Here is a 23189-nt window from a genome sequence, read left to right on the forward strand (position 1 = left end):
AGAAAAATTACCTCGAGGGGCGCAATATCATTCTTGATGAGATGCACCGCCAAACGATGAGCCAAGTTTTGCATGGAACATTGTTCAGACTGAGCACGCGGCCACAGAAAAGGACAAAAACGGTTGATGTGATCGCGTACCCGGCTTTCAATTCTTCTAAGACCAGAGATTTTTATGAATTTGATGGCTTGGAGGTTTTGCTTAAATTGTCTGTTTTGTCATTCCATGTTGAAGATGAGTTGGTCGAAATGCTCGACCAGCTAGCCCTCGCCATAGGTGATCGTCAGTACCACTTGGACGAGCTGTCTCGCTACGTTGAAGTCGAAACGCAGAATCTCAATGCCACGGATGAGGGCCTTGTCGACGTCAAGGCAGGTAAGACAGTCGATCTGAAATCGGTCAAAGCCAAATGGATTGCTCGTGCCGCGAGTCGGGCTAAGTGAAGGGGCGATAGCAATATGGGAGCAATTTTGAATAACGCTGTGCTGACGGGCGCTCAAAAAATCTAGAGGGACTGGTGATGAGCGATGATGTGCTGACCTTCAAAGCAGCCTCCATCGAGCGCTCTGTATCAAGAGCACGAGATGAATACGAAAAAGAACCCGATACGTTCGGAGCTGACATCACGCGCCAGGATGCCGCTATTTTCAACATGCAACGTGCCTGCGTGGCCGCCCTCGACATGGGCCAGCATCTGATCCGACGGGAAGGCCTTGGCGTCCCGGAAGACGCTCGCGATGTTTTCGAATTGCTTCATCGTGGTGGCTGGCTGGAAGCACTGTTGCTGCCGAGGATGAAAAATATGGTGGGGTTTCGCAACATCGCTGTGCATGATTACCAGACGCTGCAATTGCCAACAGTGGTTTTTATGATCACCCAGCATTTAGGTGATTTTATGTTGTTCAGTTCGGCAATTCTGCGCAAGGATGCTGCTATCAAAGCGACCCTGCGTGACGCTTACCGATTTAGATAACGCTCACTGCTCCTATCGAGTAACCATGACATGAACTGTCCAACGTGTCGTACCGCTGATTTGACGTCTTGCACCCGCAACATCCCGCACTCGTATAAATCAGAATCGATGGTCATCTCATCGGTCTCAGGCAATCACTGCCTGATCTGTGGTGAGGTAGTGCTGGACGCCACTGAATCTGCCCGGGTCAGCGCAGAGATGGTGAAATTCAACCAGCAGGTGGATGCTCGGGTCGGAACATAATCCACGCCTACTGCGAAGCTTTAACTCCTAGCCCCTCGTAGAGCTCCAGCTCCGACTACCGCCGCCCCGTCCGCGTACTCACATCCACCCAGACCGCTAACACCAGAATGCTGCCCTTCACGATCATCTGCCAGTAACTGTCCACATCCAGCATGGACATGCCGTTGTCCAGACTCGTGATCACCAGCGCCCCCAGCAGCGCGCCGTAGACCGTGCCGGAGCCGCCGCGCATGGAGGTGCCGCCAATGAAGCAGGCGGCGATGGCGTCGAGTTCGCCCATGTTGCCGGCCGACGGCGAGCCTGCCGCGAGGCGGGCGGTGTTGACCATGCCGGCGAGGGCGCACATGACGCCCATGATGCCGAAGATCCACAGTTTGACGGCTTGTACATTGATGCCGGACAGGCGTGTAGCTTCCATGTTGCTGCCCACCGAGTAGACGCGGCGGCCGAACACGGTCTGGCTGGTGACGTAGCTGAATACGCCCAGCAGGACCAGCAGAAGCAGCACGGGCACCGGAATGCCGTCGTAGCTGTTGAGGGTGTAGACGAACCCGGCCACCACGGCGCCGATCAACACCACGCGTGAAACGTCGCGGGCCATGGAGTGGGCGGCCAGGCCGTGCAGGGCGCGGTTGCGGCGTTGTCGCCAGGTGAGGAACAGGGTGAGGGCGAAGAGGACGATGCCCAGGCCGGTGCCGACCGCATGCGGCAGGTAGCCCTGGCCGACGTACACCAGCTCCGGCGAGACCGGCGCGATGGTGGTGCCGCCGGTGATGCCCAGCAGAATGCCGCGGAACGCCAGCATGCCGCCCAGGCCGACGATGAACGACGGGATGCGCAGGTAGGCGGTCATGTAGCCGTTGGCCAGGCCGATCATCAGTCCGCACAGGGCGACGATGCTCAGGTTGGCGAGCAGCGGTATGTGGTAGATCACGTCGAGAATCGCCGCCAGGCCGCCCAGCAGCCCGAGCAATGAGCCTACCGACAGGTCGATCTCGCCGCTGATGATTACCAGCACCATGCCGCAGGCGAGGATGCCGGTGATCGACATTTGCCGCAGCAGGTTGGACAGGTTGCGCGGGGTCAGAAAGCCGCCTTCGGTCTGCCAGCTGAAGAACAGCCAGATGATCGCCACGGCGATGACCAGTGCGAGCATTTTGTAGCGGGAAAAGAGCTGTTTGACCTGATTCATCTACGCGGTCTTCCGATCATTATTGTTATGGCCATCGGGATGGCTGAGCGCGGCGGCGAGCACCTGTTCCTGGGTAAGATCCTGGTTGATGAAGTCGCCACGCAGCTGACCTTCGCCGATCACCAGCACGCGATCGGAGACGCCCAGCACTTCAGCCAGCTCCGAGGACACCATGATGATCGACACACCAGCAGCTGCCAGCGCGCCCATCAGTTTGTAGATCTCGTATTTGGCTCCGACATCGACGCCTCGGGTCGGCTCGTCGAGAATCAGCACGCGCGGCTTGGTGAGCAGCATCTTGGCCAGCACGGCCTTCTGCTGATTGCCGCCGGACAGGCTGGTGATCGGCAGGAACGGGCTCGCGGTCTTGAGGTGCATACGCGAGATTTCCCGGTCGATGCTGCCCAGTTCGGCTTCGGCGTCGATGCGCGTCATCTTCGAGTAGCTGTCCAGCACGGCAAGGGTGATGTTCTGGCCCACGCCCAGGTCCGGAATGATGCCCTGACGCTTGCGGTCTTCCGGGACCATGCACAGCCCGCCGCGGATCGATTTGAGCGGCGTGCGCGTGTCGATCTGCCGCCCCTCCAGCCAGACCTCGCCTTCGTAGCGACCGGGATAGGCACCGAACAGCGCAGAGACCAGTTCCGTGCGTCCGGCACCGACCAGCCCGGCAATGCCCAGAATCTCGCCCCGCTTGAGCACGAATGAGATGTCGTCTACGCGTTTGCGCTTCGGGTTGTCGACGTCGTAGCAAGTGAAGTGGCGCGCTTCGAACATCACTTCGCCCACGTCGTGCGGTTCGGTGGGGTAGAGGTTGCTCATTTCCCGGCCGACCATCTGGGTGATGATCTTCGGGATGTCCATGTCGGCCATCGCGGTGGTGGCGATGTGTTTGCCGTCGCGAATCACCGAAATGGTGTCGCATACCGCAGCGACTTCATCGAGCTTATGGGAGATATAAACGCACGCCACTCCCTTGGCCTTGAGGTCGCGAATGATGTCCAGCAGCACCTCGATTTCCGAGCGTGTCAGGGCCGAGGAGGGCTCGTCCAGGATCAGCAGCCGCGCCTGTTTGTTCAGCGCCTTGGCGATCTCCACCAGTTGCTGGTAGCCGCCACCGTACTGTGACACCGGCAGCGCCACGTTCATGTCCGGCACTTTCAGTTCACGCATCAGGGCTTCGGCGCGATGGATCATCGCCGGGTAGTTCATGCGCCCGCCGCGCAAGGTCAGTTCGTGGCCCATGAAGATGTTTTCGGCCACCGACAGGTCAGGCACCAGCGTCAGTTCCTGATGGATGATGACGATGCCTGCGGCTTCCGTTTCGCTGATCGATTGCGCCTTGAGCGGCTGGCCGTCCCAGAGGATTTCACCTTCCCAGGTGCCGTAGGGATAAACCGCTGACAGGACTTTCATCAGCGTGGATTTACCGGCACCGTTTTCGCCGCACAGACCGACGCACTCACCGGCGCGGACCTTGATGTCGATGCCGTTCAGGGCTTTGACGCCGTCGAAGGTTTTGATGATGCCGTTCATTTGCAGCAGATAATCGGACATGGCGAGGCACTCACACAGAGGCAACACAAGACGTATCGCAGGACAGGTCTCATCCGGTCCTGCGGTTCATCCTCAGGCGTTCAAGCGAGCCTGATCGGTCATTGCCCGGCGATCTGCGCCTTGGTGTAGAAGCCGTCCTTCTCCAGCAAGTCGATGTTGTCCTTGGTCAACGGGGTAGGCGTGAGCAGGATGGTATCGACCTTCTTGTTGCCGTTGTCGTACTGCGAGCTGTAGGTCGGTTTTTCGTTGCGCGCCAGTTGCACCGAGAGTTTGGCGGCTTCCGAGGCGATCAGTTTGAGCGGCTTGTAGACGGTCATGGTCTGGGTGCCGTCGATCACACGCTTGACCGCAGCCAGGTCGGCGTCCTGGCCGGAGATAGGTACCTTGCCCGCCATTTTCTGCGCAGCAAGGGCCTGAATGGCGCCGCCTGCCGTGGCGTCGTTGGAGGCGACGATACCGTCGATCTTGTTGTTGTTACGGGTCAGAGCGTTTTCGACGATGGCGAGGGCTTCGGTCGGGTTCCATTCCTTGACCCACTGCTGGCCGACAATCTTGATGTCGCCCTTGTCGATCGCCGGTTGCAGCACCTTCATCTGGCCTTCGCGCAGAATCTTGGCGTTGTTGTCGGTGGGCGCGCCGCCGAGCAGGAAATAGTTGCCCTTCGGCGCAGCTTGCAGCACGCCGTTGGCCTGCATCTCGCCGACCTTTTCGTTATCGAAGGAGATGTAGGCATCGATGTCGGCGTTGAGGATCAGTCGGTCGTAGGACACCACCTTGATCCCGGCTTTCTTGGCCTCGGCGACGGCGTTTGTCAGTACGGTGGCGTTGAACGGCACGATGACGATCACATCGACACCACGGGAAATGAGGTTTTCAATCTGGGATATCTGCTTCTGCTCATTGGCGTCGGCGGATTGCACATAGACCTTGGCGTTCATCTTTTCCGCTGCCGCGACGAAATAGTCACGGTCCCGGGACCAGCGTTCAAGGCGCAGGTCGTCGATGGAAAAACCGATTTTCGGATTGGCGGAATCGGCCATGGCCGGAAGCGAGAGCAGGGCCAGCGCACTGGCGAGTAACGTGAGCCGTAGTTTTTTCATGGTGGTGCGTCCTTTTATTGTTGTTTGAAAGACACTGCATGACGTGGAGCAGGTTGCCGGTAAAACTGTAGAGAGTTGCGAGGCGCTGCGAGCAGAGATTTGTCGCGAGAATGTAACCGCTTCGCCGGGCCTGCAGCTCTCTCCAAAGTCTAGCCATTACAGCGTTTGATCAGCGGTAGATGAACCGATTGACCACGTTTTCGAGCATCTCCTGTCGACCGCTGACCGCCTGAGGATTCAGTTCGTCGGCGAACGCTTTCTGCGCCAGCGACTCCAGGCTGAAATCGCCCGCCAGCACAGCTTTGCCAAACGGCTGCTGCCAGCCCGCGTAACGTTGATCCTTGAATTTCTGAAGCTGGTCGTTCTGCACCATCGCGGCTGCGCGCTCCAGTGACAGGGCCAGGACATCCATGGCCGCGATATGGCCGTGGAACAGATCAACTTCATCCAGGCTCTGGCGACGAACCTTGGAGTCAAAGTTGAAGCCGCCATTCTTGAAGCCGCCGGCTTTCAGAATCTCGTACGTGGCGAGGGTCATTTCTTCGACACTGTTTGGAAACTGGTCCGTGTCCCAACCGTTCTGCGGATCGCCGCGGTTGGCGTCGATGCTGCCGAAGATCCCGAGTGAAACCGCCGTGGCGATTTCGTGATGGAAGCTGTGTCCGGCGAGGGTCGCGTGGTTGGCTTCGATATTGACCTTGATCTCGTTCTCCAGGCCGAACTGCTGCAGAAAACCGAAAACCGTGGCGCTGTCGTAATCGTACTGATGCTTGGTCGGCTCCTGCGGCTTGGGCTCAATCAGCAGATCGCCTTTGAAACCGATCTTGTGCTTGTGCTCGACCACCATGCGCATGAAGCGGCCCAGTTGTTCGCGTTCCTGTTTGAGGTCGGTGTTGAGCAGGGTTTCGTAGCCTTCGCGGCCGCCCCACAGTACGTAGTTCGAGCCTTTGAGGCGCTGGGTGGCGTTCATGGCGCTGAACACTTGAGCGGCGGCGAAGGCGAACACTTCAGGGTCCGGGTTGCTGGCGGCTCCGGCGGCAAAGCGCGGGTTGCTGAAACAGTTGGCTGTGCCCCACAGCAGTTTGATGCCGGTCTCTTCCTGATGGCGCTCCAAGTGATCGATCATCTGCGCGAAGTTGTTGCGGTATTCCTTCAGCGAGCCGCCTTCCGGCGCCACATCAGTGTCGTGGAAACAGTAGTAGTCGATACCCAATTTGGAGAAAAACTCGAAAGCCGCTTCAGCCTTGCCGATGGCTTGCTCCATCGGACCTGCGGCGTGCTGCCAGGGGCGCTTGAAAGTGCCTGCACCGAACACGTCCGAGCCTGGCCAGACGAATGTATGCCAATAGCAGACGGCCATACGCAGGTGCTCGCGCATGGGTTTGCCGAGGATCAGCTTGTCGGCGTCGTAGTGTTGGAAAGCAAAGGGCGAATCGCTGGCAGGACCTTCATAAACGATCCTGTCGACAGTGGGGAAGTACGACATGGGCGTGTTCCTTATTGTTCTTGGCGGTTTCCCGATACTAGCAATGGCCCTGTCGCCATGGATTATGAAAGTCACCAACAGGCAGTGCGATTTTGAGTTGAGATATGGCGACCACCCGCCTAGTCTTCAGCTCACGGCTCCGCTACCGGATCACTATAAAAACAATGAAGACTGTCCCTCCTGTTCACCGCATCGCGCTGTTATTCAATGGCAGCAAGATCTACGACCGCGGCATCATCAGTGGCATCGGCAATTACCTGAGCAGCACTCGCGCGTCCTGGGACCTGTTCCTTGAGGAGGACTTCCTTTGTCGTCTGCGCGGTATCGAGCGCTGGCAGGGTGACGGGATCATTGCCGACTTCGACGATCCTTTGATTGGCGAGGCGCTGGCCGGGATCAAGTTGCCTGTCGTGGCCGTGGGCGGCAGTTATCAGGACGCCCGGGCGTATCCGAAGGGGATTCCTTACGTCGCGACCGACAACGACGCGCTGATGAAGCTGGCATACGAGCACTTGATAGAAGCGGGGCTGACCCGTTTCGCCTGCTTCAGCCTGCCGGAGTCGCAGGCCAATCGCTGGGCGCAGGAGCGTGAGAAGGCGTTTCGCAGGCTGCTGCAGCGCGACGGGCTGCACGTCGATATCTATCGTGGCATGGGCACCAGCGCGCCGCTCTGGGACAGCGCCGTCGAGCAGCAGATCGCCTGGCTGCAAAGCCTGCCCAAGCCGATTGGCATCATCGCGGTCAGTGATGCCCGCGCCCGGCAGTTGCTGCAAGCTTGCCTGACGGCTGGCATTGCCGTGCCGGAGCAGGTGGCGCTGATCGGCATCGACAACGATCCGCTGACCCGCACTCTGACCCGAGTGCCGCTGAGCTCGGTTATCCAGGGCACCGAAACCATGGGCCGGACGGCTGCGCACCTGCTGCATCAAATGCTGCACGGCATGCCGTCCGCCGGGACGCAGATTCTGATACCACCCGATGCGATCAACGTTCAGGCTTCAAGCCTGCACCAACCTCTGGGCGATCCGTATGTGATGCAGGCGCTGCTGTTCATCCGCCAGTATGCGTGTCAGGGCATCAAGACTGCGCAGGTGGCAGCCTATGTCGGAATATCACGGTCCTCGCTGGAGTCGCACTTTCGCAAGGTGCGGGGCTGCAGCGTCCATGACGAGATCCTGCGCTTCAAGCTCGCCGCAGCGGCCAGCGGGCTGGAGAACACCGATTCGGCCATCGCCGACATTGCCCGCGATTGCGGCTTCACCTCGGCGCAGTACCTGCACACCGTATTCCGCCGCGAGTTCGGCTGCACGCCGAGGGAGTATCAGCAGGGTGGGAACGAGAGGCGGGTGTCCGTCTGACATAGCGCAAGCTGAGCAGTCATGCCGTCATCTCTTATGTCAGCCAATACCACAGCAGCGACGTGCCCACCAGACCGACCACCGACACGATGGTCTGCAGCACCGACCAGACCCACAGCGTCTGTTTCAGCTGCAGGCCGAAGTATTCGCGGACCATCCAGAAGCCTGCATCGTTGACGTGGCAGAAGAACACCGAGCCTGCCCCGATCACCAGCGCCACCAAGGAGGCCTCGACGGGGGCCAGACCGGCCATCATCGGAGCCAGGATGCCTGCTGTCGTAGTCGTCGCCACGGTGGCGGAGCCGGTGGCCTGACGCAGCGCAACGGCAATCAGCCAGGCCAGCAGCAGATACGGCATGTGCGCGCCTTCGGCCACTTTGCTGATGGTCTGGCTGACACCTGCATCCAGGAGCGTTTGCTTCAGGCCTCCACCGGCACCGATGGTCAGCAGCAACACGGCAATCGGCGCCAGGCTTTTGCGCAAGGTGCCGCCGACGTGTTCACGAGAAAGACCATTGGCCCAGCCCAGGCACACGGTTGCCGCCAGCACGGCGATGCTCAGTGCAACCAGCGGTTCACCGAGAAATTTCAAGGTCAGCGCAACGCTGCTTTCGGGCTCCATCGCCACTTTGGCCAGCGTGCTGCCCAGCATCAGGATCACCGGCAACAGAATGATCAGCAGCGACATGCCAAAGCCGGGCTGGCGGCTGACGTCAGGCTTGGCGCTGAACAGCTTGCCCAGATCGGCAGGCTCTTCGATGTGCATGCGTTTTGACAGCCAGTTACCGTAAAGGGGCCCAGCAAGAATGACTGCGGGGATCGCGACGCAAAGCCCCAGCAGCATGGTCAGCCCCAGATCGGCGTGCAAGGCACTGACCGCGATCAACGGACCGGGATGGGGAGGCATCAGCGCGTGCAGCGTTGTCATGCCGGCCAGCGCCGGGATGGCGATTTTCAGCAATGGCTGACCCGACTGGCGCGCCATGACGAAGATGATCGGCACCATCATCACCAGGCCGACTTCGAAGAACAGCGGCAGGCCGATGACCATCGCCACCACCGCCATGACCCACGGCAGCATCTTGCCCTTGCCCAGGCCTAGCAGGGTAGATGCGATGCGGTCCGCAGCCCCGGACTCGGCCATCAGTGCGCCGAGCATGGCACCCAGGGCGATGATGATGCCGGCCTCGCCCAAAATACCACCCGCGCCCTTGCTGAACGCTTTGGCGACGGCTTCGGCGGGCAGCCCTGCGCCTATCCCGGCGATGAACGTACCGACCAGAATCGACAGAAAAGGCGGGAGTTTGGTGGCACTGATCAACACGATGATCGTAGCGATTGCAATCAGGCAGCAGACAATCAGACGGGTGTCGTGAAACACCCAGGCAGCAGACGACAGATCCAACGCGGACCCCCTTATCAATCGGTTTCTATTCGGGTTCTGGCCAAGGCTTGCGTGGCAGGTGTTGATACAATTTGTTGCAATTTACCAAACGATACCCGAATGCGGCGTTGTGTCGCAGTTAATTTTTCACGGGTTTTGGCCGAAGTCGCGGTTGCGCAATGGCAGGAAAAGTGAGTGTCGATACTGTCCTGATTTAATTTTCTGACTCGTCAGTTCAAGTGATGCATGGTGTATGGCGATACAAAAAGGAATTACCTGCTGACCGGGTTTCGCTTTCAGCCGATGTGATCTATACCTTGGGTTCACGTTATGTGAAGCCAGGAGCTTTCAGATGTCGGACGTCGATCAAACCCAGCAAGCGCAACCTTCTCCCAACCAGAACCACGACGATGTCGTTGCCCAGATCAAGTGGCAGGGCAAGCAGATCGATTGGCTGCTGCAGTGGCTGGTCAAATTTGTTGCCAACACTAAAGTAGAAATGGGCGTGACCCTGACGGTCGGTGGCAACCTTGTGTCAGGTAATCTTATTTCCCATGATGCCTATTTCGAACAATTGGCCGAGGACATTTCCGCTCCGTTCACCCAGTTTGCGAACGGAGCCGACGCCTCAATGAAGGAAATGATTCTTTCGTTCAAGCCTGGCGACTCGTCTGAAGACACACCCGCTTTTCACTTTATTCACCTCAAGGATTGCCAGACCTACTCAAGCGACGGAAATCCGATCTGCGAATCCGGAGTACTGTGGCGTGGCAGGATCGCTGCGGTAGATGGTTTCACTATTGGAATGATTGCCAAGAAGTAGCGCGTTCCAGTGATTCAATACAACGCACAACGCCCCGGTAACACCGGGGCCTCTGGTGATGGATCGCTCAGCGTCTGATTTTTTTCAGCATCGCTTCGAACTCGTTCAAATGCTTCACCTGACGCCGTTTGGCTTGATTCAGGGCGCTGATGAAGTGAGTGTCTGAAGTGAGTGACGTGAGTTGTTCATACACGGCTATCTGCTTTTCCTCTGTAGCAATGTTGGAGCGCAGATAGTGACCAAGCTGCGCGACGTCACGCACTTTGTCTGAGGGCTGCTGCGGATTGTCGTCCATCTGCTCTGCCGAAGCTTCAGTCGCTTCCAATGGGTTGCTGATAATTCCCTTACCTTTGAGCAAGGCACCGAAATCGGCGCTGTCAGGTGCGCCGGAAAGATTCGATGTGTGACCTTTGGCCAGTTCCAGCAGAATCGACGCAAGAACCCGTGCATTCTTGATCTTTTCCTTGGCGATCCGGATGAGCGCTGCCTTGTGGACAGGATCATCTTCAGTAATCGCCTGGCTCAGATAGGCCGTTGCCATTGGCAGCTCGCCTTCAGCACCTCTGAACTGTTCAAGCAGGAGGTCGAAGAACGCGAGATTGGACATGAATGTGTTACTCGTTGGGTCGGACATGCTTGTCTCCAATAATCAGATACCTCTCGTATTCGCTATTTCTGAGCCGATAGTGAAAACCATGGTTCAGTGTTTTCGATCAGTGAGCCGACCCGCTGCACGCTTCAGGGATTCATGAATTCAGGATGAGTTGCCCGTTCTCGACACCGACCTTCAAGCCCAGATAGTTTGGCAGGGTCCAGTCCTGTGCTTCATAAGGATGCAGATGCGCTGCGGTGATCACTACCACTGGCGCGCCCGCAGCCTTGCCCGCCGCGATACCGGCCGGCGCGTCCTCGAACACCAGGCATTGCGCGGGTTCCACGCCCAGCCGCTTTGCTGCCAGCAAAAAACCATCCGGTGCGGGTTTGCCCTGTGTTACATCCTCGGCGGTGATGACGACGTCAGGCAACGTGAGGCCGGCGGCCTTCATACGCGCTTGCGCCAGTGCGAGCGGGGCAGAGGTGACGACTGCCCAGCGGTCGGCGGGCAACGAGGCCAGGAAATCAGCCACGCCCTCTATGGCGGCCACGCCTTCCACATCTTCGATTTCGGCCTGTGAAATGGCATCCGCTTCCTGCTGCACGTCGATCCCTGGAATGTTTTGCTTGCGGACCGTGTCGATGCTTCTTACGCCGTGAATCGTCGGCAGGAAGCGGTCTACATCCAGCCCGTGTTTCTGTGCCCACTTCGCCCACACGCGCTCGGCGGCGATCACTGAGTTGAGCAGGGTGCCGTCCATGTCGAACAGAAAGGCGGCGAAGGGCTTATGGTCAGGCATGCTGGTCTCGCAATCATCGAATGAGCGGTAAAGATGCCCGGCCGCGCCGTCTCCGCGCAAGGCGCGAAAGCATGTCTGCTTGTTAAATCGGTAGCATCATCTTGCCATTCTCTACGCGACAAAATGCCGCAATCGGCCTTCAGACGAGTAAGATGTGGCCCTGACTTAAAACACCGAATCCTGTCCGGTATGGCCTGAACGAACTGGCACATAAAGAAAAAGAAGAAAAGCCAGGCTGCCCGCCCCGGTCGACGCACAGAATCAATGAGTAGACGAAAAAGGCGATCAGAAAAAATGACCAACACTTCGCGACCTTTGTATATTTCCTACGCAGGACCTTCACTGCTGGAAATGCCCCTGCTGAACAAGGGCAGTGCCTTTACCCCGCAAGAGCGGGTCGAATTCAATTTGATCGGGCTGCTGCCGCAGAACGTAGAGACGATCGAAGAGCAAGTCACCCGGGTCTTCAGTCAGTACAAGCAATGTGCGACCGATCTGGACAAACATATTTACCTGCGCTCGATTCAGGACAACAACGAAACGTTGTTCTTCCGGCTGCTGGACTCGCACCTGGACGAAATGCTGCCGATCATTTACACCCCGACGGTCGGCCAGGCGTGCCAGGAATTCTCCAAGATCTACCGCACGCACCGCGGTCTGTTCATCTCCTACCCTGAACGCGACCGCATCGACGATATCCTGCGCAGCGCCACCAAGGACCGCATCAAGATTATCGTGGTTACCGACAGCGAGCGCATTCTTGGCCTGGGCGATCAGGGCATCGGCGGCATGGGCATCCCGATCGGCAAGCTGTCGCTGTACACCGCCTGCGGTGGCATAAGCCCGGCCTACACCTTGCCGATCGTGCTCGATGTGGGCACCAACAATCGCGAACTACTCGACGACCCGATGTACATGGGCTGGCGTCACGAGCGCGTGTCGGGCAAGGAGTACGAAGACTTCATCGCCCTCTTCATCGATGCTGTCCAGCGTCGCTGGCCGGACGTGCTGTTGCAGTTCGAAGACTTTGCCCAGTCCAACGCCATGCCGTTGCTGGAGAAATACCGCGACGAGCTCTGCTGCTTCAACGACGACATCCAGGGCACCGCATCGGTCGCCGTGGGCACCTTGCTGGCGGCCTGCAAGGCCAAGGGCGAAACCCTCGGGCAGCAGAAAGTCGTGTTCGTCGGTGCAGGTTCCGCCGGTTGCGGGATCGCCGAGCACATCATTGCGGCGATGCAGATCGAAGGCCTGAGCGAAAGCGAAGCCCGTCAGCGTATCTTCATGGTCGATCGCTTTGGTTTGTTGACCGATGGCATGGACAATCTGCTGGACTTCCAGAAGCGTCTGGCGCAGAAGACGGCCGACGTGTCTGGCTGGATCTCGGGCTCCGACGCGTTCCCGACGCTGCTCGACGTGGTCACCCACGCTGGCGCCACCGTATTGATCGGTGTGTCGGGCCAGCGGGGTCTGTTCACCGAGCAGGTCATTCGCGAGGTACACAAGCACTGCGCCAAACCGCTGGTGATGCCCCTGTCGAACCCGACCTCCAAGGTCGAAGCCACGCCGGAAGAAATCCTGCGTTGGACCGACGGCAATGCACTGGTCGCCACCGGCAGTCCATTCGCTCCGGTCGAGATCAACGGACGCACCGTGCATATCGCACAGTGCAACAACTCTTACATCTTCCCTGGCATCGGTCTGGGCGTAGTGGCCTGTAAAGCCACGCGCATCACCGATCGCATGTTGATGGCAGCGTCCAACGCATTGGCCGAATGCTCGCCGATGGTGACAGGGCAGGGCGACGCGGTGCTGCCGCCGCTCAAGGAAATCCAGCAGGTCAGCCGCAAGATCGCGCTGGCAGTCGCCAAAGAGGCTCAGGCTGAAGGGCTGGCGCTGGAAACCACCGAAGAGGTGTTGCTGGCCTCTATCGAACGCAACTTCTGGCTGCCGGACTACCGGGCCTATCGCCGCCGTTCGGTCTGATTGACTGGAAAGTGTCAACTACGCCCCCGCAAGCCTGCTTGCGGGGGCGTTTTTTTATGAGGGTAATCAGCGGTTTGCCTGAATCCTGCCTGTCTCGCCGTGAAATAAACTTAATCCAACCGGGCGTTCGCACACTTTTCACATAAAATTGATAGGGCGCTGCTTACAGTCCGCCCGACCGGGGAAGTTGGCGGGCTCAGGTATCACCCGGTACATATCAATCAAATAAGCAGAGTGCGATGTCGAAAATCAGAAGTGTCAGACCAGAGGCCGTCACATTACTGGCCAGCGTTTTTTTACTGTCGTTCTTCAATCTCAATCTCTGGCAGCATCTGATTGCAATCACCAGTTCTGACACTAAAGGCATCGCAATGCGCGTGGCCTTCGTCGTCATGCTCTTCTGTGTGTTCAATATATGCCTGACGCTGGTGGCGTTCAGACGCGTCTTGAAACCTGTGCTGATTCTCATGTTCATGATCAGCGCGGGCGTCGCCTACTTCATGACTGAATACGGTGTGATGATCGACGCGGGCATGTTTCGCAACTTTGCCGAAACCAATGTCACCGAGGTACAGGGCCTGCTGTCTCTCAAGCTGATTGGCTACATCCTTTTACTGGGCATCCTGCCGTCCCTGCTGTTGTGGAAAACCCCGATCAATTACCGCCGCTGGCACCGTGAACTGTTCAGCAAACTGGTCGTGGGCGTCGTCTGCAGTCTCGCCATCGGGGGGGCTGCACTGGCCAACTACCAAGGGCTTTCTTCACTGTTTCGCAACCATCATGAGCTGCGCCTGATGGTGGTGCCCAGCAACTATATTGGCGCATCGGTGGGCTATCTGAATGAGCAGGTCATGTCTGCCCGACGGCCATTCGTGAAGCTCGGCGAGGACGCGAAGCGCTCTGCAGAAATGGCCGCGCATACCCGCAAGTCACTGACCGTACTGGTGGTCGGTGAAAGTGCCAGGGCCGAAAACTTCGGCATCCTGGGTTATGGGCGAAATACCACACCCAACCTGAGCAACGAGCGCGACCTCGTGGCGTTTACCGACGTGTATTCGTGCGGCACCGAAACGGCTGTGTCAGTGCCGTGCATGTTTTCCAATATGGGGCGCAAGGATTACGACGGCACCAAGGCCCACAATCAGGAAGGGCTGCTGGATGTGCTCCAGCGCGCCGGCATCCAGGTGGTGTGGCGCGACAATCAGGCCGGCTGCAAAGGCACCTGCGATCGTGTCGCCTTTCAGGATGTCAGCAACCTGAAGGACCCGCTGCTGTGCAATAACCACGAATGCCGCGACGAGATTCTGCTGCAGGGCCTGGAAGGCTTCATCAACAGTCTGGACAAGGATACGGTGCTGGTCCTGCACCAGATGGGTAGTCACGGGCCGGAATACTACAAGCGCTATCCGAAGGAATATGAAAAATTCACGCCGGTGTGTGAAAGCAACGCGCTGAACAACTGCAGCCGCGACAGTATCGTCAACGGCTACGACAACACGCTGCTGTACACCGACCACGTGCTGTCGAAACTGATCGATGTATTGCGCGCTCATCAGGACAAGGTCGACACAGCGATGATCTACCTGTCCGACCACGGCGAATCGCTGGGCGAGTACAACCTGTTTCTGCACGGCACGCCGTATCTGCTGGCGCCTGACCAGCAAAAACATGTGCCCATGCTCATCTGGCTGTCGGAAAGCTACCAGCGTTCTTACGCGGTCACGCCACAATGCCTGGCCAAGGAACGCGATACGCCGCTCAGCCAGGACAATCTCTTTCATTCCATGTTGGGCCTGTTGAAAGTCGACACCAAGGTCTACAACCCCGCGCTGGACCTGTTTGCCGGTTGCCGCAGCGAGGTGGCAGCCAGCGCTCAATGAGGCTGATCACTGCGCAGGCAGCCTCGGGTTTGCGGCATTACTGCAATCATTTTCATCAAGATGCGCATGACCGGGACGACAGATGCGCGATAACACCCGGCGGCGATATATACTGCGCGCCATTGTTCAAGGGAGAGCCGTGTGGCCATCGATATTCACTGGATTCGCGACGACGACAGCCTCGCCCTGCATTGCGCTCAGTGGCAGACTCTGCCGTTCGTTGCGCTCGACACCGAATTCATGCGGGTCGACACTTTTTACCCCATTGCTGCCTTGCTGCAGATCGGCGACGGTTCGCGTGCCTGGCTGATTGATCCGTTATTGATCAACGACTGGACGCCGCTGTCTGCGCTGCTTGAGAACCCTGACGTCATCAAGGTCGTTCACGCGTGCAGCGAAGACCTCGAGGTGCTGTTGCGCCTGACCGGCAGCCTGCCGGTTCCGCTGTTCGACACCCAGCTGGCAGCCGCCTACCTGAACCTCGGGTTTTCCATGGGCTACTCGCGTCTGGTCCAGGAGGTCCTCAACATCGACCTGCCCAAGGGCGAGACCCGTTCGGACTGGCTGCAGCGTCCGCTTTCCGAGACCCAGATCAGTTATGCCGCCGAAGATGCGGTGCACCTTGCCGAGCTGTTCACGATCCTGCGTCCGCGTCTTTCCGACGAGAAGTTCGCGTGGCTGCTCGAGGATGGCGCGGAGCTGGTTGCCAACCTGCGTCGTGAAATCGATCCTTATGAGGTCTATCGCGAAGCCAAGCTGGCCTGGAAGCTGTCCCGTGCCCAGTTGGCAGTATTGCGTGGCTTGTGTGCCTGGCGCGAAGTGCAGGCCCGTGCCCGCAACGTGCCGCGCAACCGCATCGTGCGTGAGCACTCGCTCTGGCCGCTGGCCAAGACCCAGCCGGATAACCTCGGCGCGCTGGCCCGCATCGAAGACATGCACCCGCGCACCGTGCGTCAGGATGGCGAATTCCTGCTCGAACTGATCAAGACCGCCGCCAGCGTGCCGCCCGAAGAGTGGCCACAGGCGTTGCCCGAGCCTCTGCCTGTCGATGCTGCCGGTTCGCTCAAGCGTCTGCGTGCCATTGGCCAGGAGTTCGCCGAACGACTGGACATGGCGCCCGAGCTGATGCTGCGCAAGAAGACCCTCGAAGCGCTGCTCAAGAGCGGTTACCCCGATGGTCCTTACCAATTGCCTGATTCGCTGCGTGGCTGGCGTCGCGAACTGATGGGCCAGGCGCTGCTCGACAGCCTGGCAACGCCGGGAGAACAGCCTTGAAGCGTATCTGCTCGATCTACCGCAGTCCGAAAAAGAATGAAATGTACCTGTATGTCCTGAAAAGCGACGTGCTCAAGCGTGTACCGCCAGAGTTGCTGGCGGCGTTCGGCACGCCGTATCACGCGTTTGATCTGGTGCTCAGCCCCGAGCGGGCGCTGGCGCGTGAGGACATCCACAAGGTGCTGGAAAACCTCGACGCTCAGGGTTATCACTTGCAGATGCCACCGGCCGAAGACGAGTACATCGAGCATCTGCCCGAAGAGCTGCTGCGTCGCAACGATCCGATGTGATCGGTCTCCACGTTTGAAGCGGCCCGCGTCTGGCGTGGGTCGTCTGTCCCGTTTTTAAGGTTTCTGAAGCATGCGCGTCCTGATTGCCGAGCACGATTACCCCCTTTACACCCAGTTGCTGCGCAAGGCTGCGCCTGATCTGGAAGTCCTGAGCAGCGGCGATTCGGCTGAGCTGTCCCGCATGGCCAGCGACTGTCCGGTCTGGCTGGGACAGCCCGATCTGATGGCCAACCTGCTGCGCCAGGGGCACAAACCCCAGTGGCTGCAATCCACTTGGGCGGGCATCACGCCGCTGCTGATCCCGGGCCTTTCCCGTGACTATCGCCTGACCCGTGCCGTTGGGATCTTCGGGCAGGTCATGGCCGAGTTTGTGCTGACGTACATGCTCGGTCACGAGCGTGAAGTGCTGGCGCGTCTGATGAGTCAGGTTGAACGCAAGTGGGACAATCGTCCGGGCCAGAGCCTGGCCGAGTTTCTGGTGCCGTTCGGTGTGCAGGTGTTCGGTGTGGCCTCCGAGGCGCGTACCCAGGCGCCTTTTGTCGAGGTGTCGGCGCTGACCGATATCGACAATCTGGTTGGCGACATGGATTACGTCATCAACCTGCTGCCCAATACGCCTGACACTCAGGACCTGTATGACGCCAAGCTGTTTGCCAGCTTCAAGCCCACCGCGTTGTTCCTCAACGTCGGACGTGGCGCAGCCGTGGTCGATGCCGATCTGGTCGAAGCCCTGAAAGAAGGGCATCTGGCGGGGGCTGTGATTGACGTCTGCCGGCAGGAGCCGTTGCCCCAGCGTCATCCGTTCTGGACGGCCTATGGCCTGCTGTTGACCGGACACAGCTCCGCACCGACATCACCGGTGGCCATGACCGACCTGTTCGTCGAAAACCTGAAAGCGTTCAACGCCGGTGAGGCGTTGCGCGGGGAAGTGGATTTTTCACGCGGGTATTGATGGACTTGAGTCTGATGTGGGAGGCGGCTTGCCGGCGATAGCGTCAGACCAGTCAATGAACGTCGACTGAAAAAATGCATCGCCGGCAAGCCGCCTCCCACGGTCCGGTGTTTGCTACGAGATAGCTTCACATCCGGACGCGTATTACAGCGAAAAATCACCTTCTGCCACCAGCTGTGCAACCGGCAGGCGTGGGCTTGGGGTTTCGCGGCCTTGCAGGTATTCCGGCAGGGTCGACTTGTCGCCCAGTTTGCCTACTGCAACGGCAGCATGCAGGGCATAACCTTCGGGGATTTTCAATTCCTTGCGGGTCAGATCCTGATCAAACCCGGCCATGCCGTGGGTGTGCCAGCCGCTCAGGCTGGCCTGCAGCGCCAGATAACCCCACGCAGAACCAGTGTCGAAGGTGTGCCACAGCGCCGGGCCTTCTTCGGTCGCGCCGGGTGCGGTAAAGGTGGTCTTGGAGATGACAATCACCAGTGCCGAAGCATGCTGTGCCCAACCGCGGTTGAACTCGTTCAGCAGGGTCAGGAAACGCTCCCAGTTCGGCGTATCGCGACGCGCGTACAGAAACCGCCACGGCTGCGAGTTGTAGGCCGAAGGTGCCCAGCGTGCGGCTTCGAAAAAGCTCAGCAGGGTTTCCTCGGGAATGCTTTCGCCGGTAAAGGCGCGGGGCGACCAGCGCTCGGTGAATTGCGGGTCGATGGCATGTTCTGCGACGCGAGAGTTTGTGCTCATGAGAGTCCTGTAGAAGAGAAGGGCAAAGGGAGCGTGACTCGATGGGCCGTTGTCGGCAGGCATCGCGTAGGCGCATTGAAAGCGCTCTAACGCTACTGTTTTGCCTTCCTGCTGACAAGGGCTTCGCTACCGGCAGTCGCAAGTGCTTGGCCCGCACTCGATGTGCCACTAGACTGGCGGCCTTTTCCACAGCCGATACCGTTGTCCGAACCATGGCCGCCAAAGTTGAACCCTTCTGGATCCGCAAGACCCTCGACCAGCTCGACAGCACCGAGTGGGAGTCGTTGTGCGATGGCTGCGGATTGTGCTGCCTGCAAAAGCTGGAAGATGAAGAAGACAATAGCGTGTATTACACGCGTATCGCCTGCAAGCTGCTGGACCTGAAGACCTGCCAGTGTTCGGACTACGAAAACCGCCGTGCTTCGGTGCCGGACTGTATTCAGCTCACGCCCGGTCAGGCAGATGAATTCAAATGGTTACCGCCGACCTGTGGCTATCGGCTGGTGAGCGAGGGCAAGGACTTGCCGCTCTGGCATCACTTGGTATGCGGTGATCGCGATGCGGTGCATCACGAGCGTATCTCCCAGTCAGGACGCATGCTCAGTGAGTTGAGCGTGGCCGAGGACGACTGGGAGGATCACCTGATCTTTCGTGCGGGCTGAGTGATCAGACGCCGGACTTGGGCTCGGTGAGTGCGTCGATGCCGTTGACGGTCGCGGTTTTCACGGCTTTCTCGGCATTGGCTTGCAGCTCGCTCAGCTCTGCGCCGGCACGTTCGATGGTGGAGCGTGCGCTTTGCAGGTCGCTGCGACCTTTTTCCATCAGGCTCTTGGCCGAACAGTGACCGGTGATGCCACGTGCCAGAACCGCGCCGCCAATGGCCAGTTGAATTAGACCCAGGAATCCGCCGCGACGCACGCCTTTACCCATCATCAGGACGCCGCCTGCCAGCGAGCCGATACGCTCCCAGCCCTGGACGTTCTGATCGGGATGCGGCTGAAACGGCTCGGGTGTGTCGATACGCTCGATAATCGGGGTGTCGCGCATGGTGGCTCTCCAGAGTGGTGTAAGTCGGTTCAGAGAAACTGACTGCCCGTCAGCGAGACTGGTTCAATGCTTTTGCTTCAACCTTCGCTGGACGGATCGACCTTCTCACGACCGAACTGCGGGCCGGAGCGGGTATTGATGCCCTTTGCCATGCGGTCATACAGCACGACATTGACCGTGGCGGCCAGATTCATGCACCCCTCGGTGGGGATGTAGACCACGTCTTCGCACCAGTCACGAATGTCCTGATCCAGCGAACCGTCCTCCGGGCCGAAGATATACAGCGCCCGGTCAGGATGCGTGTACTCCGGCAGCGCCCTTGCACCTTCGACCAGCTCGACGGCCACCGGAATGCAGCCCAGCGGCAGAATGCTCTTGAGGTCTTCGATGCCAATCAGCGGGATGTCCTGATGGATCTTCTTGGTGTCGGTGATGAAGTCCCGCGCCCGCTCGTAGCGCTTGCCGGTGTAGAACACCGAAGCCACGCCGTAGCAGCCAGCGGCGCGCATCACGGAGCCGACGTTTTCCGGGGACTTGGGGTTGTACAGACCGATGCAAGCATAACGTTTGTTGGCCACGGGAAGGGTGCTCTGGGGAAAACCGCCGATTATACAAGACTGCCCGGCGTCAGAACCACATGCGTACCCCGACCACCAGCCGCGCGTCGTTGACGTCCTCACCTTCCTCTCGGGCATAGTCGGCCGTCTTGCCGTAGGTACGATTCCAGGTCACGCCGATGTAAGGCGCAAACTCCGGACGCAGTTCGTAACGCAGCCGCAGCCCGAGTTCAGTGCTCGAAAGGCCGGAGCCGATGCCGCGCTGCGGATCGTCCTTGCCATAGGCGTTGATTTCGGAAGTGGGCTGCAGGATCAGCTGATTGGTCAGCGTCAGGTCGTAATCGCCCTCAAGCCGTGCAGCGCTCTGGCCGGCTTCACCGAGAAAGGCGGTGGCCTGAACGTCGAGATCGGAAATCGCCGAGCCTTGCACGCCAAACGCCGCCCAGCTCTGTGGAGCGCCGGGTTTGAAATCCTGGCGCGCACCGACGACCACGTCCCACGACGAGGTGATAGCGTGTCCCCAAAGCGCCTGCAGTTCCGCTTCCTCGGTCTTGCCGTTCACGCGTTCGCCCTCCGAGCGAAGCACTAGCCTGTCGATGTCGCCACCAATCCAGCCCGACAGATCCCAGGCCAGCGCACTGCCGTCGTTTGCGTTCTGCCATTCCATCTTCTCGGCCAGAAAGTAGGAATTGATGGCTGCGTCGTGTACCTGATGCCCGTCGTGGCTGGTATAGAGCGCCGCCCGGTCTGCATCGGTGATAGCCGGAATCGGCGTTCGACTCTGGTCGGGTGTGGATTGCACCGGTTGCGTTTCTGGCATGGCGTGACTGGAGTGATCCATCCCGTGGTCCATGCCCTGCATGTCAGCAGCGCTGGCCTGCGCCGTGAGAATCATGCCGAGGCCCATCAGCACCATCGGCAGGCGAGGGTGGCCCGGGACCTGGTTCAACATTTGAGTCTTCATTCTTCTACCCGCACTTCACGAAACATGCCCATTTCCATGTGATAAAGCATATGGCAGTGATACGCCCAGCGCCCGAGGGCATCGGCGGTCACGCGATAGCTGCGTTTTGAGCCCGGTGGCATGTCGATGGTGTGTTTGCGCACCTTGAACCTGCCGTGCTCGTCTTCCAGATCGCTCCACATGCCGTGCAGGTGGATCGGATGCGTCATCATCGTGTCGTTGACCAGCACCACACGAACTCGTTCGCCATATTTGAGTTTCAGGGGCGCTGCATCGGAGAACTTCACGCCGTCGAACGACCAGGCGAATTTCTCCATGTGACCGGTGAGGTGCAACTCGATCGTGCGACTCGGCTCGCGGCCATCCGGGTCGTCGAAGGCGCTGTGCAGGTCGGCGTAGGTCAGGACCTTGCGGCCGTTGTTTCTCAGGCCGATGCCTGGATCATCGAGTTTGGGTGAGGTGCTCATGGCCTGCATGTCGACCAGCGGGTTGTTGGTTTCGCTGTCCGGGTGCGATTGTGGAGTGTTGATGGGCATGGCGTTGTGATCCATGCCTTGCATGTCGTGACCCATCTGGCTGTGGTCCATGCCCTGCATGCTGTCGTGATTCATGCTGCCGTTGCTCATTGCACCATGATCCATGCCGCCCATGCCCATGTCCTCCATGCTCAACAATGGGCGCGGGTCGAGGGACGGCACGTCTGCTTTCATGCCTGGCCTGCTGGTGAGTGTGCCTCGCGCAAAACCGCTGCGGTCCATCGACTGGGCGAATAGCGTGTAGGCGCCGTCGGCAGGTTCGACGATCACGTCGAAGGTTTCGGCCACTGCGATGCGTAACTCGTCGACGCTTACCGGTTTGACGTGCTGGCCGTCGCTGGCAACGACAGTCATCTTCAGGCCGGGAATACGCACATCGAAGTAGGTCATGGACGAGCCGTTGATGAAGCGCAGACGGATTCGCTCGCCCGGTTTGAAAAGGCCCGTCCAGTTCATGTCCGGCGCCTGGCCGTTCATCAGGTAGGTGTAAGTAGCGCCGCTGACGTCAGCCAGATCGGTCGGGTCCATCTGCATCTGCGCCCACATCGCACGGTCGGCGACGGTTTTGCTCCAGCCCTTGTCGCTGACGTCGTTGATGAAGTCGCCCACGGTGCGCTTGTTCTGGTTGTAGTAGTCGGACTGCTTCTTGAGTTTCTTCATCAAGCGCGTTGGGTCTTCGTCCGTCCAGTCGGTGAGCATGACGACGTGCTCGCGCTCGTAGCTGAACGGCTCCGGGTCTTTTGCGTCGATGATCAGCGGCCCGTAGACCCCGGCCTGTTCCTGAAAGCCCGAGTGACTGTGGTACCAGTAGGTGCCGTTCTGTCTGACCTTGAAGCGGTAAACGTACAGGCCGTTCGGGGCGATGCCGTCAAAGCTCAGGCCGGGAACGCCGTCCATGTTGGCGGGCAGGATGATGCCGTGCCAGTGAATGGACGTGGTGTCCTTGAGCCGGTTCTTCACCCGCAGCGTGACGGTATCGCCTTCGCGCCAGCGCAGCAGAGGGCCGGGCAGGCCGCCGTTGACCGTCATGGCGGTGCGCGGGCTGCCGGTGAGGTTGACGGGAGTTTCACCAATGAACAGGTCGAATTCAGTGCCTGACAGTTCCAGCGATTCACCTGGACGCGGCGCGGCCCAGACCGGACTGCGCCAGAGCCCGAGCCCGAGCCCGCCCAGCAGACCCCCTGCGGTCAGTCCTTTCACGAAGGTGCGTCTTGAAGTTCCGGGAAGCATGATGGCGTATCCGTACGGTCGGTTCGGCGCAGGCCGGACAGCCTGCGGATCTGGCGAAAAGATGCCACAAGGCGGAAGGCGAGGGGATTACATTTCAGTCAGGTTGCGCCACGTCAAATCCGCCTCACCACTGATCGTGCCATCGCGTGGGAACGATCAGTGCAAGGAATAGACGATGATCGTGCCTACGCTCTGCGTGGGCATGCATCCCGGGACGCTCTGCG

Annotated in this window: 23 protein-coding genes; 11 read left to right on the top strand and 12 right to left on the bottom strand. The window is 59.3% G+C overall.

Features of this window, described 5'->3' with window-relative positions:
- The first annotated feature begins 56 nt into the window (after positions 1 to 56).
- The 3 genes from AO065_RS27970 to AO065_RS27975 all read left to right on the top strand — a co-directional run bounded on the left by AO065_RS27970 (position 57) and on the right by AO065_RS27975 (position 1216).
- The gene (locus tag AO065_RS27970; RefSeq protein ID WP_412778559.1) at positions 57 to 443 is read left to right on the top strand and encodes a CopG family ribbon-helix-helix protein; all 387 of its coding nucleotides are present in this window, start codon (positions 57 to 59) and stop codon (positions 441 to 443) included.
- Between the two features lie 77 nt (positions 444 to 520).
- Positions 521 to 973: a type VII toxin-antitoxin system HepT family RNase toxin gene (hepT, locus tag AO065_RS23790; RefSeq protein ID WP_004879227.1), complete on the top strand. Its 453-nt coding sequence runs from the start codon at positions 521 to 523 to the stop codon at positions 971 to 973.
- Between the two features lie 30 nt (positions 974 to 1003).
- Entirely contained in the window at positions 1004 to 1216 is a 213-nt protein-coding gene (locus AO065_RS27975; protein WP_080597865.1) for a type II toxin-antitoxin system MqsA family antitoxin, read from the top strand.
- Between the two features lie 55 nt (positions 1217 to 1271).
- On the opposite strand, the gene AO065_RS23795 is transcribed toward AO065_RS27975, so the two are convergent.
- From AO065_RS23795 to xylA, 4 genes are all read right to left on the bottom strand, one after another.
- A complete protein-coding gene (locus AO065_RS23795; RefSeq protein ID WP_004879229.1) occupies positions 1272 to 2408 on the bottom strand; it encodes a sugar ABC transporter permease in 1137 nt (378 codons plus the stop codon).
- Positions 2409 to 3965: a D-xylose ABC transporter ATP-binding protein gene (xylG, locus tag AO065_RS23800; RefSeq protein WP_004879230.1), complete on the bottom strand. Its 1557-nt coding sequence runs from the start codon at positions 3963 to 3965 to the stop codon at positions 2409 to 2411. It lies immediately after the preceding gene.
- Between the two features lie 98 nt (positions 3966 to 4063).
- Positions 4064 to 5065 carry a D-xylose ABC transporter substrate-binding protein gene (gene xylF / locus AO065_RS23805; protein ID WP_004879232.1) on the bottom strand — a complete coding sequence of 334 codons (1002 nt, stop codon included), beginning with the start codon at positions 5063 to 5065 and terminating at the stop codon, positions 4064 to 4066.
- 169 nt (positions 5066 to 5234) lie between these two features.
- Positions 5235 to 6551 carry a xylose isomerase gene (gene xylA / locus AO065_RS23810; protein ID WP_004879233.1) on the bottom strand — a complete coding sequence of 439 codons (1317 nt, stop codon included), beginning with the start codon at positions 6549 to 6551 and terminating at the stop codon, positions 5235 to 5237.
- Positions 6552 to 6715: 164 nt separating this feature from the next.
- On the opposite strand from xylA, the gene AO065_RS23815 reads away from it, so the two are divergent.
- Positions 6716 to 7909, top strand: coding sequence for a XylR family transcriptional regulator (locus tag AO065_RS23815; protein WP_004879236.1), 1194 nt, complete (start codon positions 6716 to 6718; stop codon positions 7907 to 7909).
- A 34-nt stretch (positions 7910 to 7943) separates the two neighbouring features.
- Here the strand turns inward: AO065_RS23815 and AO065_RS23820 are convergent, their stop codons facing one another.
- Positions 7944 to 9314: a GntT/GntP/DsdX family permease gene (locus AO065_RS23820; RefSeq protein WP_004879237.1), complete on the bottom strand. Its 1371-nt coding sequence runs from the start codon at positions 9312 to 9314 to the stop codon at positions 7944 to 7946.
- Positions 9315 to 9645: 331 nt separating this feature from the next.
- Between AO065_RS23820 and gvpU the strand changes: the two genes are divergently transcribed.
- A complete protein-coding gene (gvpU, locus tag AO065_RS23825) occupies positions 9646 to 10116 on the top strand; it encodes a gas vesicle accessory protein GvpU (protein WP_004879240.1) in 471 nt (156 codons plus the stop codon).
- A gap of 67 nt (positions 10117 to 10183) precedes the next feature.
- On the opposite strand, the gene AO065_RS23830 is transcribed toward gvpU, so the two are convergent.
- Entirely contained in the window at positions 10184 to 10723 is a 540-nt protein-coding gene (locus tag AO065_RS23830; RefSeq protein WP_004879242.1) for a manganese catalase family protein, read from the bottom strand.
- A gap of 139 nt (positions 10724 to 10862) precedes the next feature.
- A complete protein-coding gene (locus tag AO065_RS23835; protein WP_004879243.1) occupies positions 10863 to 11510 on the bottom strand; it encodes an HAD-IA family hydrolase in 648 nt (215 codons plus the stop codon).
- 294 nt (positions 11511 to 11804) lie between these two features.
- Here AO065_RS23835 and AO065_RS23840 point away from each other — a divergent pair, with 294 nt between their 5' ends.
- The 5 genes from AO065_RS23840 to AO065_RS23860 all read left to right on the top strand — a co-directional run bounded on the left by AO065_RS23840 (position 11805) and on the right by AO065_RS23860 (position 17893).
- The gene (locus tag AO065_RS23840; protein ID WP_004879245.1) at positions 11805 to 13496 is read left to right on the top strand and encodes an NAD-dependent malic enzyme; all 1692 of its coding nucleotides are present in this window, start codon (positions 11805 to 11807) and stop codon (positions 13494 to 13496) included.
- 239 nt (positions 13497 to 13735) lie between these two features.
- A complete protein-coding gene (locus tag AO065_RS23845; RefSeq protein ID WP_004879248.1) occupies positions 13736 to 15376 on the top strand; it encodes a phosphoethanolamine transferase in 1641 nt (546 codons plus the stop codon).
- Positions 15377 to 15517: 141 nt separating this feature from the next.
- Entirely contained in the window at positions 15518 to 16651 is a 1134-nt protein-coding gene (gene rnd, locus AO065_RS23850) for a ribonuclease D (protein ID WP_004879249.1), read from the top strand.
- The gene (locus AO065_RS23855; RefSeq protein WP_004879251.1) at positions 16648 to 16941 is read left to right on the top strand and encodes a YcgL domain-containing protein; all 294 of its coding nucleotides are present in this window, start codon (positions 16648 to 16650) and stop codon (positions 16939 to 16941) included. Before rnd ends, AO065_RS23855 begins: the two co-directional genes overlap by 4 nt.
- Before the next feature lie 70 nt (positions 16942 to 17011).
- Positions 17012 to 17893, top strand: coding sequence for a D-2-hydroxyacid dehydrogenase (locus AO065_RS23860; protein WP_004879252.1), 882 nt, complete (start codon positions 17012 to 17014; stop codon positions 17891 to 17893).
- 144 nt (positions 17894 to 18037) lie between these two features.
- On the opposite strand, the gene AO065_RS23865 is transcribed toward AO065_RS23860, so the two are convergent.
- A complete protein-coding gene (locus tag AO065_RS23865; protein ID WP_004879253.1) occupies positions 18038 to 18631 on the bottom strand; it encodes a nitroreductase family protein in 594 nt (197 codons plus the stop codon).
- 212 nt (positions 18632 to 18843) lie between these two features.
- Here AO065_RS23865 and AO065_RS23870 point away from each other — a divergent pair, with 212 nt between their 5' ends.
- Entirely contained in the window at positions 18844 to 19293 is a 450-nt protein-coding gene (locus tag AO065_RS23870; RefSeq protein WP_004879255.1) for a YcgN family cysteine cluster protein, read from the top strand.
- Positions 19294 to 19297: 4 nt separating this feature from the next.
- Here the strand turns inward: AO065_RS23870 and AO065_RS23875 are convergent, their stop codons facing one another.
- The 4 genes from AO065_RS23875 to AO065_RS23890 all read right to left on the bottom strand — a co-directional run bounded on the left by AO065_RS23875 (position 19298) and on the right by AO065_RS23890 (position 22965).
- Positions 19298 to 19678: a YgaP family membrane protein gene (locus tag AO065_RS23875; protein WP_004879258.1), complete on the bottom strand. Its 381-nt coding sequence runs from the start codon at positions 19676 to 19678 to the stop codon at positions 19298 to 19300.
- A 77-nt stretch (positions 19679 to 19755) separates the two neighbouring features.
- Positions 19756 to 20256 (bottom strand): RNA methyltransferase, encoded by a 501-nt coding sequence (locus tag AO065_RS23880; RefSeq protein WP_004879260.1) that lies wholly within the window; start codon positions 20254 to 20256, stop codon positions 19756 to 19758.
- Between the two features lie 49 nt (positions 20257 to 20305).
- A complete protein-coding gene (locus tag AO065_RS23885) occupies positions 20306 to 21184 on the bottom strand; it encodes a copper resistance protein B (protein ID WP_412778560.1) in 879 nt (292 codons plus the stop codon).
- Positions 21185 to 21195: 11 nt separating this feature from the next.
- On the bottom strand, positions 21196 to 22965 hold the full coding sequence (locus tag AO065_RS23890; RefSeq protein WP_004879265.1) for a copper resistance system multicopper oxidase: 1770 nt from the start codon (positions 22963 to 22965) through the stop codon (positions 21196 to 21198).
- Positions 22966 to 23189: the final 224 nt, after the last annotated feature.

The organism is Pseudomonas viridiflava (assembly GCF_001642795.1).
Lineage (GTDB): Bacteria > Pseudomonadota > Gammaproteobacteria > Pseudomonadales > Pseudomonadaceae > Aquipseudomonas > Aquipseudomonas viridiflava.